The organism is Solirubrobacter ginsenosidimutans (genome assembly GCF_027587205.1).
Genome location: NZ_JAPDOD010000002.1, coordinates 187,568 through 199,232 on the forward strand (window position 1 = coordinate 187,568; position 11,665 = coordinate 199,232).

The following is an 11,665-nucleotide window of genomic DNA, read 5'->3' on the forward strand; positions in this document are numbered from 1 at the left end:
AATCTAACCCGCGAGCACGGCGAGCACGCCGCCGTCGAGCGAGCGCAGATTGCGGACGGCCTCGCGATGCAGCGCCGCGAGCGCGGGCGAGGCCTCACGCCACGGCTCGAGCTCCCGCACGGCCGTGCGAAGCTGCGTCAGGCAGGCCTCGCGCGGGAACTTGCCGAGGCCGAGCTTGCCGAAGTCCAGGCAGAACGACGCGTGGGCGAGCGTGGCGCTGGAACGCTCGGAGAGCTCGAGGCCCATCGACAGGTATGGCCAGTCGTCGTCGTCGCGCAGGCGCGTCTGCTCGACGAGCTGGCGGACCTGGAGCATCCCGAGCGCCGCCGCGCCGAGCGGGTCCTCGCGGGCGAGCCGCTCGAAGAGGCCGTTGTCCGGGCCGCCCTCGAGCCACGCGATCACCGCGGCGCCATGCGGCGTGGCCTCCAGGCGCGTGAGCGCCACCTGCTCGTCGGCAGGGTCGCGGGTCGCGATGTAGCGGGTGAGCGCGTCCGCCCATGACCCGTCCTCGGCGGCCTCCGCGGGGCTCACATGCGCGCGCGGGTCGCCGAAGAGCCCGAGGCACGCGGTGACCGCCGGGCTCACCCCGCGCTCGTGCAGGCGCGTGCGCGCGGCGACGAGCGCCCCGCCGACGTCGAGCCCGTCGCGGGTCGCGCGGTAGAACTCGCGCGCGAACAGCGGGCCGAGCCGGTCGGGCGCCGCCTGCGTCCAGGCGAGCACGGCGCTCGCGCCCGCGTCGCGCAGCGCGGGGACGAGTCCGCGCCCGCCGCCGCCTTGGATGTGGCGCGAGCGGCCGAGCTCGCAGGCGTTCATGAAGCACACCGGACGCCCGGAGAGCGGCGGGAGGCGGTGGACGCCGAGCGCGCCGTCGCCGACGGGGATGCCCTCGGAGAGCGCATTCGCGACGCCGTGGCCGATGAAGTGGATCAGCGCCGCGGGGCGGCTCAGCGCATCGATCAGCTCGGCCTCACTGCCCGGCGTGAGCGGGTCGGCCGTGTCCAGGCCGAGCAGCGGGCCGGCGCGCTCGACCAGCTGGCTCTCCTCGTCGGCGTGGCCGAGCGCGGCGAAGTCGGGAGACTCGGGGGCGCGCAGGATAAGCGCGTTGCGGGCGGCGCCGGGGGCGGTGGGAGCGAGCGCGCGGATCGCGTCGTCGATGGACCGCTGGCGGGCGATCACGCGCGTCTCGCCGAGCCAGCCGTCCGGCGCGCGGACGGCCTCGAGCGGCAGCTCGTCGAGGGAGCCGAACGGGTCCGGCGCGTAGAGGATGGTCCGCGCAGCGGAGAGCGTGTCGCGGACGGCGTCCGGGAGCTGGGCCCAGATCGCCTCGGCGGCCTTGACGAGGTCCGGCTCCTCGAGCCCCTGCGTGAGCGTGGCCGACTCGATCGCGACGTCCAGCGCGCCGCTTACCTGCAGCATGAAGGGCGTGAGCGCGTCCATCAGCTGCGACGAGGCCGTGCTCAGCGCGATGCGCTCCGCGACGCTCCCGGCGCCGCCGCGGATCGTCATGAAGGTGAGCGGGTAGCCCCCGCTCTCGACCACGAGCAGGCACCAGTCGGGCCGCGCCTGCAGCCGCGCGGCCGCGAGCGCGACGCGGCCGCGGACATCGGAGATCCAGCCGCCCGGAGCGTCCCGGCCGACGTCGCTGAGGACCTCGGGGCGGCGCAGCGCCTCGACGACGTCCGCGTAGGCCTCCGCGCGTGCAGGGGTGATCGGCTGCTCGGCCAGCGTGAGGAGCAGGCGCGTGTAGGAGACGGTGAACACCGACTTGGCCGCAAAGCCCGTGGACGACCCGGGCCGGCCGAGCTCGCTCTCGACCGCCCCGAGCAGCGCTCGCAGCTCCGCTTCGAGGTTGGGCGCGCGGCCCAGCTCGGCGCGGGCGAGCAGTGCGCCCTGGCGGCACTGCAGGGCCTCCGCGGGCTGCTGCCAGCGCTCGAGAATCTCGGCGGACTGCTCGTACACCGGGAGCGCCTCGGCCTGGCGGCGGAGCGCGGCGAGCGCGTTCGCCTCGCCCAGCCCGGACACCGCGACGCGGTGGTCGGCGGCGCTCGCCCAGGGCGCGTCGACGTACATCGCCTTCGCGCGGCGGAACGCCTCCAGCCCTTCGGCCGTGTGCTGCTGGATCGCCCCGAGCGTCATTTCCAGCTGCCACACGAGATCGTGCGCCTGCGTCGGCACGCCGATCGGGAAGCGCTCGCGCAGCCACGTGATCCCGTCGTGCACGAGCGCGACCGCCGCCTTCTCGTTGCCTATGCGGTTGTAGACGTCGGCGAGGCCGTTCCAGACCTGCGTGCGCGCCGCCGCGGCGCGTGTCGAGCGCCAGATCTGGATCAGCTGGCCGGGGGAGCTGTCGCCGGGCAGCGGCTGGCCGCGGTCGAGCGCGGTGATCTGCTCGGCGACGAGCGCCCAGACCTGCGGCCAGCGCTCGTCGAAGCACTGCTCGATCAGCGCCTCCCAGGCGGCGTCGGCGGCAAGCACCTCGCCGAGCGCCCCGCCAGGCTCGTCGACGCGCAGCGCCTCCCAGCCGAAGCCGGTGCTGATCTCGGCCGTGAGCAGCGGGCTGGTCGCGCCGAGCCGCGAGGCCGCCGCGAACCACTCGATCCCCCGCCCGACCCGCTGCAGGTGGATGTTCGTCTGTCCGACCGCCCACAAGCGCCAGGCCTGGGTCAGCGGGTCGCCCCCGAGCGCCACGACCTCGGGCGGGCCGAATGCCGGCCGGGAGGCGATCGGCTCGCCGAAGACGAGCGGGAGGGCGTTGAAGTAGCCCTGCGGGAGGTTCATCCCAGCGCCCAGGCGGGGAAGCCGGCGTCGCCCTCGCGCGGCCAGTAGGCGCGGTACACGCGCCCGCCCGTGAAGACGCAGCGGGCCGTCAGTTGGCGCGAGGCCTCGCGCTTGACGGTGAGGCCGAGCTTGGCGTTGACGACGGGGACCGTCACGGCGAGCTCGAAGGAGCGGTTGCTCTCGAGCCGAGCAGCGACCTCGCGCGAGAGCGGACCCGTGAACTCGCGCAGGTCGAACGGGTCGCCCCACTCGAAGTCGAAGTCGTCCACCTCCTTCGCGGCGACGCCGCAGAGCGCGCACCGGCGGGTGTTGGCCACGCCGTTGCCCGCGCCGCGGACGACGTCGAGCTGAATCTCCTCGCGCTCCACCCCGCCGCGGTTGACCGCGAAGCGCTGGGCGTGGACCTCCAGGTCCTGCGTCAGCTGCACGCAGTTGGCGGCCGGCTCGATCGTATCCGTGCTCGTCCAGGCGAGCTTGCGGCCGGCGCCGACGCCCGTCCCCACCGAGAGCGTGAAGCCGAGCTCCGAGCTGCGCGCCTGCTCGAGCTCGGCGGCGACCGTGCCGCCCGGCGGGGCGTGAAGTGTCAGCCACGTGATCGAGACCACGTGGCGCCCGAGGTCCTCGACGAGCTTGCGGCGCTGCAGGGCGGCGGCGAGCGCCCGGAACGGGGCCGGCACGCCGCGCCCGCCCGCACTCGGCAGGTCGTAGGCCGCGGCGTGCGCCGCGAGCTCGGCGGCGATCGCGTCCAGGTCCTCGCCGGCGGCGGTCCGCTCGGCCACGATCTCGGCGTAGCCCGCGACCGGTTCGTCGAGCTCGGCCTCAGGCAACGCGCCGCGCCCCGGCCCGCAGGAGGTCCTCGTAGGAGGGCGGCGGCGTGCCGGCGACGGCGTTGCTGAGCATCGGTGGCATTCGCTCAGCGTGCCCGATCAGCGCCTGGATCGACACGCGCCATTCCGCCGGCCCGGGCCAGCCGACGACCTCGTGGCGGAGCGTGAGCGTGTTGTCGCGCTGGTCGATGCAGACCTTCCCAATCACGATCTGGTCGTTCAGCCGCGCGATCAGACCCGGCGGGAGGCTCGCCGGGTCGACGTTCGTCATCAGCGGCACGTCGATCATGCTGACTGGCCACATCTCGCCCGCCGCGTCGTCGACCTCGCCTGCACTCAGCAGCAGGACCCCGCCGGTCGGGGTCGGAAGCACGAGCGTCAGCCCGTCCGGCGTCTCCCCGAAGGAGACGCCGAGGGCGACCAGCATCTCCTTGGCCCGCGTGATCATCTCGAGGCCCACGGGCGGATTCACAGCGCCGACGCTATTCGCGGCCCGAGAGGGTGTCAATCCGGGCGGTGCGGCGGGTACTGGAGGGCGACCGTACGCAACCTGGAACTCGTCAGCAATCTACGCTTTCGACCAACCAGGGTCATCGCTGGTCACGCCGCCTGGTCCGTGCCGGTCCTCCGCGCTTGTCTGCGAACCGGTGGGTGTAAGTCCATCGGTTCGGACTCGCACACCCAAAGACCCCGCGCGCGTCTTCAGTCTGACATTGGTCATCAGCCGACGCGTCAGGCGGCAAAGGCAAACGGCAAACAGCACCGGCGGACGACAAGAGGAGAAAGAGAAGGGAACGCAGCCCTCAGTCGGTCGCCGTGTCGATCTGAGCAATCAGCGCGGCGACGTCGTCGGCCGCGTGGTCAACGTCCGTTGGTGTGAAGCCTGGGATCTTGGCGACCTCGGCCCGGTAGAGCTGCGGCCACGCTGGCAACACGGTGATCGTCGGCGGCCATGCGTGTTTCTCGCGCAGGCGGAAGATCTCTACGCAGGCCTGTCGCACTTCCGCTAGCTCGGTGTCCGCAAGACGGCGGCGGACGAGGAGAACGTCAACGAGGTCGCGCGCACGGTCGTTCGCCCACTCGGGGATCGAATGGTCCGTGCATGCATGCAGCTTCTGGGCGATCAAGTAGCCGAGCGTGACCAGCGGCACCGCGCCGATCGACGTCAGCCCGAGGTCGCCCGGGTCGACGAAGGTGTTGTCGATGAAGTGCAGTGCCTGGCCGGCCCGCCCCTCGGAAGGGGCCGCCTCGAATAGGACCGTCGAGAAGGGGCGTCCCTGAGCGTTCTTGGGGGAGTGTCGTAGGTGCGGTCGTTCATCGCTGTTCGTGCAGTTCGCGCAATCGTTCCGCCGCGGCGGTCGTGATCGCCGCTTGTCGCTGCGCTGTGTCGATCGCCTGCTCGATCAGCGTCGGCCGAAGTCCCGCTTCGATCCCATCGATGATGGCGCGCCCTGGGGTGACGATCGGCACCCCGTTGACCGCCGTGATCTCGTCGGCGTCGAGATCACGCCGGTGCACCCGATACGCGAGTGGAGTGTCTCGGTGGGTGCGATACGCCTTAGGGACCGTGACGTCGATGTGATTTGGGTTGACGTCGCACAAATCGTGCAAGTCGAGGGCTGTCTCGTGCGAGAGCACGCCCCGGCCGTCCGGCCAGACTGCCGCGTGCATGAACTCGTCCCACTCGTCGTGTGGGACAAGGTGCAGGCGATAGACCCCGTAGCCGAGTCGTTCCGCCAAGCCGCGCCGCCAGTAGTCATTTAGGCGTTTGGGATCAATGCCCACCTCACGCAAGTCGGTCGTGCGCACGAATCCGTGCTGGTCGCGTGCGATCTCAAGGACTTCGGTGAAAACCTTCCCAGGCATGGGATGTACAGACTACGGCATTTTGCGGTTATCTGTACGTGCAGCCGTGGGTGAGGCTTGCACGAACAACTGCAAATTGCCGCTGTTCGTACGGACCCGTGGTGCTCGGATCGAAATTCGCCGAGGGGTAGCCTGCGAAAGATGCTCGAGCAAAGCACTGCTGCACCGGACTTCGACCTCCCCGACCAGGACGGCGACCACGTCAAGCTGTCCGACCTCAAGGGCCAGACGGTCGTCCTGTACTTCTATCCCAAGGCCGACACTCCCGGCTGCACCACGCAGGCGTGCGGGATCCGGGATCACCTGCCCGACTACACCGCCGCCGGCGTGCAGGTGCTGGGGGTCTCGCCCGACCCGGTCAAGCTCGTCAAGAAGTTCCACGACAAGCAGGGGCTGAACTTCACGCTGCTCGCCGATGAGGACCACGCGGTGTGCGACGCGTACGGCGTGTGGGCGGAGAAGAAGATGTACGGGAAGACGTATTGGGGTGCGCTGCGCGCCACGTTCATCATCGACGGCGAGGGGACGATCGTGCACGTGATCCCGAAGGCGTCGCCGAAGACGCATGACGACGAGGTGCTCAAGGCGCTTGGGGAGCTCGCCGCGGCCTGAGGCTTGACATGGACCGCTATTCAACGCTACGGTTGATCAACCGGAAGGATGAATAGCGACCAGCTCACCCTCACGTTCACGGCCCTGGCCGACCCCACGCGGCGGCAGATCCTCGCGCGGCTGCGGACCAGCGGCGAGGCGACGGTCAACGAGATCGCGGCGCCGTTCGCGATTTCGCTGCAGGCGGTGTCCAAGCACCTGAAGGTCCTGGAACGGGCCGGCCTGATCGCGCGTGGGAAGGATCGGCAGCTCAGGCCGTCCCGCATCCAGGGCGAGGCGTTCAGAGAGGCGGCGGCGTTCATCGACGACTACCGGCAGTTCTGGGACGAGAGCTTCGACCGGCTCGGGGAGCACCTGGATGGCGCGTGACCTGAGCATCACCCGCGTCTACAACGCCACGCCCCAGCAGCTGTGGGACGCGTGGACGCAGCCCGAGCAGCTCGCCCGCTGGTGGGGCAAGCGGGGCTGGAACGCCAAGCCGGAGTCGATCGAGCTCGACGTCCGCCCCGGCGGCACGTTCCGCGTGACCACGGTCAGCGACGAGGACGGCAGCGAGATGACCAACGAAGGCACGTACGACGAGGTCCAACCACCGCACCGGCTGACCTTCGGCGAAACCGTCGTGACGTTCACGAAGCTCGACGACGGCCGCACCGAGATGCACTTCCACACGACGACAGAAGCCCAGGACGAGCTCTTCCAGCGCATGAGCAAGGGCGTGGAGAGCGCGTTCGACCGCCTCGAGGAGGCCCTCGCACCATGAGCACGACCACGAAGATCGTCACCGGCGTCGACTACGTCGGCATCCCGTCCAACGACCTCGAGACGGCGCGCGCGTTCTACGAGAACGTGCTCGGCATCGAGGCGAGCAGCGTGTGGCAGCAGGCCGACCAGCCGGCCGTGGGAGCGGAGTTCGAGACCGGCACCGTCACGATCGCGCTGATCAACTGCCCCGGGCTGGGCATCCCGTTCCAGGTCAACCCGGCGCCGCTCGCGTTCCAGGTCGACGACGTGGCGCAGGCGCGCGCCGAGCTCGAGTCACGTGGCGTGACGTTCCTGGGCGACGACATCGACTCCGGCGTCTGCCACATGGCCAACTTCAAGGACCCCGACGGCAACGCCCTGATGCTGCACCAGCGCTACGCGCCCAAGGGCTGAACCGGCACGAAGTTGTCCGGGTCCATCGGCGCGTAGGCGACCTCGATCGTCATCCCCGCCTGCCAGCCGATGGTCGGCGGGACGTAGACGGTGCGCGCGCGGCGCCCGCCGGCGAGGTCGACCGCGAGCTGCATCGGGCTCAGCGCGCCCACGCGCGAGTAGGGGTTGAGCGAAGCCTCGAGCACCTGAGCGGTGGTGCGCGACGTGCGCGCCGCCGCCTCTTCGGCATCACGCCGCTTCCCGGCTCGCCGGGAGACGATCGCGACCACGGCGAAGATCACGCCGACACCCACGAAGATCAACCCCAAAGGCTTGAACGCCGCGGGCTCGGACACGAAGCCGATGACCGCGAACGCGATCCCCAGCGGCAGGAAGGTCACGGCGAGGATGCCCGTCACGAGGGTCACGACGAACCCCTTGACGGCGGTGTCGGTGCGGAACATGGGCGCGATGCTCTCGCGTCGCGCCCATGTCCGCAATCAGGACCCGACCCTGGGATTTACGGGGTCGTGGTGGACAGCGTGAACGTCAGCGTCTTCGTGTACGCCCCCGTGCGGAGCGCATCCGTGGCGTCGACGTGCTGCTTGAACGTGATCGTCACCGGGTCATTCGACACCGGCGCCGTCCACGCGGCCTTGGAGAACGAGACCGCCAGCGGCGACGGGAGCGAGAACGTCCCGTTCATCAGGTGGCCGGGATCGGACACCGTCAGCGCCGCGTCGCCCGCGGTCGACAAGACCGTCGCCGGAGTCGTCGCCGTGTAGTCCTTCGCCAGACCGGGCGTGAACGCGCCGAACGTCGCCGGAGCGCCCAAGACCAGCGAGAGCGTGGCCGGCACGCTGCCGCCGACCGTCGAGTTCACCGGGACGAGCCGCGTGATCTCGGCGCTGGTCGACGCCGCGTACGCACCCGCACCCACGTAGGTCGCGCTGATCTGGTGCGACCCGCCGCTCAAGGCCGGAACCGGCAGCGTCGCGACGCCGCCGACCAGCGGCACCGGCGCGCCGAGCGGCTGCCCGCCGTCGAGGAACTGGACCGCGCCGCCGGCCGTGTCGAGCTTCGTGAAGCCGGCGAAGTCGGCCTTGTTCAACGCTTCCGCCATCAGGTCGGCCGGAAGCGGCGAGGCCGCCGGGGCGGAGCCGGCGACCGTCGCGGTGAACGCGGAGCCGGTGTCGGCCACGGTCGTCGTGGTCGGCTCGCCGCCCGAGATGCCGGCGGCGCGCGCAGCCACGTCGCCACCCACGATCGGCAGCGAGATCCGGCTGTTCTTCAGCGAGAACGTGATGTTCGCCGCCGTGGTCGAAGCGGTCGTGCCGTAGTCGCGGTAGGAGCCCACGATGACGACGCCGATCTGGTGCCCGGCCGGGAACGTGTAGTCGTTCGGCAGCAGCGGGAAGCTGAACGGGTACCGCGTGCCGGCAACGATCGGGGTGGTGACATTCCGCGACGTGCGGTGCCCGGCGTCGAGCACGCCCTTCGTGACCCGCCACGCCGTCGTGGTGGTGTCGATGCGCTCGCCGACGTCCTTGTAGCAGCCGTTGTCGACCGCGCTGGCCTGGCCGTAGCACGAGGTCGTGGTGAGCGTCTGCACGCCGTCACCGGTCGCCCGGTTCACGCGCGGGAAGGCTGGGCCGAAGTCGACCAGGATCGCGCCGAGGTGCGTCGAGGTCTTGTCGGCCGACGCGTCGAGCTGCACGGTCGGCGTGCCGGAGAGCCGGACCGGCGCCGACAGCGGCGGCGTGAGGAACACGCGCCGGTTGGCGGTCACCGTCGTCGGGTTGGCGAGCATCGCGGTCTCGCGCTGCGAGGCGGAGTCCTGGAACGTCGTGGTCTGCTCGGCGCCGGTGGCGGGAGCGAGCCCGAGCTCGGCACCGGGCTTGAGGAAGAGCTGCGTCTGCTTGGTGCCCGGCACCGGCCACGAAGCGGCATCCGTCAACACGCCCGGGGACGTCTCGACGCTCACCTGCGGCTGGCTCATGATGCCGTTCTGCACGCCCTCGAGCCAGTAGTCGAACCAGTGGTGCAGCGTGTCCACCCACTTCGCGCGGCTGTTGTCGAACGGGTCGACGTGCCCGGTCTGCATCAGCCACGCCTTGGACGGCACGCCCAGGTCCTGCAGCGCGTACCAGAAGCGGCTGAAGTGGTCGAAGCGCACGTTCTCGTCACCCATGCCGTGCGTCAGGAACACCGATGCTCGGACCTTGGGCGCGTCCTTGACGTAGTTGCGGACGTTCCAGAACGGCGTCGTGAAGTCGCCGGTGGCGTCGGCGTCGTTGGCGTCGATCTTGTCCCGGGTCGGCTTGCAGTACGCCTGCCGGTTGGCGTCGGTCACGGTGTTCGCCAGGGACGACACGTAGTGCCCGCCGCGCTGGATGACGCCGTTGGAGCGCGTGTAGTCGTAGTAGTCGTACGGGCCGGACTCGCCGACGATCGTCGTCAGCCCGTCCACGCCGGTGACGGCCGCGGCGGCGGCCAGAGCGCCGTCGTAAGACTTGCCGATCATGCCGGTCTTGCCGTTGAACCACGCCGGAGCGGGGACGAGGTTGCCGTCCTTGTCGTGCGCGGTCCGGCGGCCCTTGAACCAGTCGATGACGTCGACCGCGGCGTTGTTGTCGGTCGCGTCCTGGACCGTCGGGCACCCCGTCGAGTGGTTGGTGCCGGTCATGTCCACGAGCGCGATCGCGTACCCGCGTGGGACGAAGTAGTTATCGAGGAACAGCGGCCACTTCTGCAGCAGACCGCTGGCGTCGTCGACTTTCAGCTGGGACTCGTTGCCGCGCCCGAGCGTCGAATAGTACGGGCTGGCGTCCATGATCACGGGCGCCTTCAGGCCGTTGTTCGTCTCCGCCGGCCGGATGATGTCGACGGCGATCTTGTCGGCCAGGCCGTCCGCATCGGAGTCGAAGTCGGAGTCGACCCACACGCGATCACGGACCGCGCCCGCGTAATTGAACGCTTCCTGGGTCTCGCCGTTCTCGACGACGATCCCGGGCGTTTGGGCGTTCGCCTTCCCCGCGCTGGAGAACACCGCTGCGGCCACCGCCGCAGCGAGCAGCACCTTGCGTCCCTGCATCTCTCTTTTACCCCCAGTTAGACCAGGAGCGAAGCTACTCCGGCGCGGCGCCGGTGTCCTTCGACTGCGAAGGGAAATCCGAGCGCCGGATTTCGACACCTGTGGCCCCGTTCATCACCCGCCGTTCACCCACCGGCGCCGCGAGGGCGACCTCGGTCGAGCGCGCCATCCGCACGGCGTGGGGCAGCGAAGGCGAGCCGTCCTCGCGAAAGCGCGGCGGGTGGCGCTCCCACAGCGTGATCGTCACATGGGTGGCGGTCTCGGCGACGTCGACCCGCTCGAGCGGCAGCAGGCCGCTGGTCCACGCGACACGGACGCCGCCCTCGATCGGCTCCCAGTGCTCCCACGACGCCGCGACGAGCCGGCTCTCGAAGTCCTCCGGGCTGCGCGGCTCGTCCCGCTCGCGCAGGCCTTCAAGCGTCACCAGCACCGACAGCGCGCGCGGATTGGGCGCGAAGCCGGGCAGGTTCTTGCGCATGAACCGCCCGCGGTCCGTCCGCGGCTTGAACGGATCGGGATACCCGAGCTCCGCCTGCGAGCGGGCGAACGCCCGCGCCTCCTCGCCCTCCGGCGGCAGCGCCTCGATGTACGCCGCCCAGTCGTCGACCCCGTGGGCGCGCAGATACGCACCCATCCGGCGCAGCGTGATGACGGCGCTTCCCATAGACCTAGGGTGCCAGGTTCTTGAGCGCCTCCCGCTGGCTCAAGGGACTGAGCTCATGAGCCTCGCAGTACGTGCGCACGACCTCCGGCTCGACCCACGCGTAGGCGCGCAGCGCCCAGCCGATCGCCTTGCGGATGAAGAACTCACGATCGCCGCGGTTGGGCTCGATGCAGTCGGCGAGCAGCGCGAAATCGGTCTCGCGCTTGCGGCGGACCTGGGCGATGATCGAGGCGCGGCGCTTCCACATCACGGCGTCGGTCGACCACTCGACCAGCGCCGGCCCGACCTCGGGCAACAGCGCCCCGAGCGGCCCGCACGCCACCTCGTCCACGTAGTCCCACCAGGCGCCGGTGACGATCAGCTCCTCGTAGAGCCCCAACGCCGCCGGCGTGCGGTAGGCGGCGTAGCGGCGGTCCTGCAGCAACGCCAGCGCCATGTAGCGCTCCTCGCGGCGCGAGGCTTCCCGCCACAGCGTCTGGATCGTGCGCTGCCAGGCGTCGAAGCTGTCGAGCAGGTACTCGTCGAACACCGCCCGCGCGAGCTTCACCCGCGCGGGCTTCTGCACGCCGTAGAACGGCATCTCGGACTTCATGTACGCCTGCATGGCCGGCGCCTTCGCTGGGTCAGCGAGGGCGGCCAGACCGTGGCGGATGGCGTCGATCATGACGCCGACGATACGGTCCGAAG

The 11,665-nt window shown here is 70.5% G+C and carries 13 protein-coding genes; 4 read left to right on the forward strand and 9 right to left on the reverse strand.

The window, feature by feature from the left end; genetic code table 11:
* Positions 1 to 3: 3 nt before the first annotated feature.
* From OM076_RS03310 to OM076_RS03330, 5 genes are all read right to left on the reverse strand, one after another.
* Complete coding sequence (locus tag OM076_RS03310; RefSeq protein ID WP_270037963.1) at positions 4 to 2,778, reverse strand: CHAT domain-containing protein; 2,775 nt, start codon at positions 2,776 to 2,778, stop codon at positions 4 to 6.
* Positions 2,775 to 3,605 carry a hypothetical protein gene (locus OM076_RS03315; RefSeq protein ID WP_270037964.1) on the reverse strand — a complete coding sequence of 277 codons (831 nt, stop codon included), beginning with the start codon at positions 3,603 to 3,605 and terminating at the stop codon, positions 2,775 to 2,777. Before OM076_RS03315 ends, OM076_RS03310 begins: the two co-directional genes overlap by 4 nt.
* Positions 3,598 to 4,077 carry a hypothetical protein gene (locus OM076_RS03320; RefSeq protein WP_270037965.1) on the reverse strand — a complete coding sequence of 160 codons (480 nt, stop codon included), beginning with the start codon at positions 4,075 to 4,077 and terminating at the stop codon, positions 3,598 to 3,600. Before OM076_RS03320 ends, OM076_RS03315 begins: the two co-directional genes overlap by 8 nt.
* Before the next feature lie 331 nt (positions 4,078 to 4,408).
* Entirely contained in the window at positions 4,409 to 4,756 is a 348-nt protein-coding gene (locus OM076_RS03325) for a nucleotidyl transferase AbiEii/AbiGii toxin family protein (protein WP_270037966.1), read from the reverse strand.
* A 163-nt stretch (positions 4,757 to 4,919) separates the two neighbouring features.
* Positions 4,920 to 5,471 (reverse strand): type IV toxin-antitoxin system AbiEi family antitoxin domain-containing protein, encoded by a 552-nt coding sequence (locus OM076_RS03330; protein ID WP_270037967.1) that lies wholly within the window; start codon positions 5,469 to 5,471, stop codon positions 4,920 to 4,922.
* A 141-nt stretch (positions 5,472 to 5,612) separates the two neighbouring features.
* Between OM076_RS03330 and bcp the strand changes: the two genes are divergently transcribed.
* From bcp to OM076_RS03350, 4 genes are read left to right on the forward strand one after another with little or no spacing between them, the layout of a single operon-like run.
* On the forward strand, positions 5,613 to 6,083 hold the full coding sequence (gene bcp / locus OM076_RS03335) for a thioredoxin-dependent thiol peroxidase (protein ID WP_270037968.1): 471 nt from the start codon (positions 5,613 to 5,615) through the stop codon (positions 6,081 to 6,083).
* A 48-nt stretch (positions 6,084 to 6,131) separates the two neighbouring features.
* Positions 6,132 to 6,452, forward strand: a complete 321-nt coding sequence (locus tag OM076_RS03340; RefSeq protein ID WP_270037969.1) for an ArsR/SmtB family transcription factor — start codon at positions 6,132 to 6,134, stop codon at positions 6,450 to 6,452.
* Positions 6,442 to 6,846, forward strand: a complete 405-nt coding sequence (locus OM076_RS03345) for an SRPBCC family protein (RefSeq protein ID WP_270037970.1) — start codon at positions 6,442 to 6,444, stop codon at positions 6,844 to 6,846. The genes OM076_RS03340 and OM076_RS03345 overlap by 11 nt, the downstream gene beginning before the upstream one ends.
* Positions 6,843 to 7,241: a VOC family protein gene (locus tag OM076_RS03350; protein ID WP_270037971.1), complete on the forward strand. Its 399-nt coding sequence runs from the start codon at positions 6,843 to 6,845 to the stop codon at positions 7,239 to 7,241. The genes OM076_RS03345 and OM076_RS03350 overlap by 4 nt, the downstream gene beginning before the upstream one ends.
* Here the strand turns inward: OM076_RS03350 and OM076_RS03355 are convergent.
* From OM076_RS03355 to OM076_RS03370, 4 genes are read right to left on the reverse strand one after another with little or no spacing between them, the layout of a single operon-like run.
* Positions 7,223 to 7,684: a hypothetical protein gene (locus OM076_RS03355; RefSeq protein ID WP_270037972.1), complete on the reverse strand. Its 462-nt coding sequence runs from the start codon at positions 7,682 to 7,684 to the stop codon at positions 7,223 to 7,225. The two genes, OM076_RS03350 and OM076_RS03355, sit on opposite strands and share 19 nt — an antisense overlap.
* 56 nt (positions 7,685 to 7,740) lie before the next feature.
* Positions 7,741 to 10,314 (reverse strand): CocE/NonD family hydrolase, encoded by a 2,574-nt coding sequence (locus OM076_RS03360; protein WP_270037973.1) that lies wholly within the window; start codon positions 10,312 to 10,314, stop codon positions 7,741 to 7,743.
* A 34-nt stretch (positions 10,315 to 10,348) separates the two neighbouring features.
* Positions 10,349 to 10,978 (reverse strand): hypothetical protein, encoded by a 630-nt coding sequence (locus OM076_RS03365; protein ID WP_270037974.1) that lies wholly within the window; start codon positions 10,976 to 10,978, stop codon positions 10,349 to 10,351.
* A gap of 4 nt (positions 10,979 to 10,982) precedes the next feature.
* Positions 10,983 to 11,642 carry a DNA alkylation repair protein gene (locus tag OM076_RS03370; protein ID WP_270037975.1) on the reverse strand — a complete coding sequence of 220 codons (660 nt, stop codon included), beginning with the start codon at positions 11,640 to 11,642 and terminating at the stop codon, positions 10,983 to 10,985.
* Positions 11,643 to 11,665: the final 23 nt, after the last annotated feature.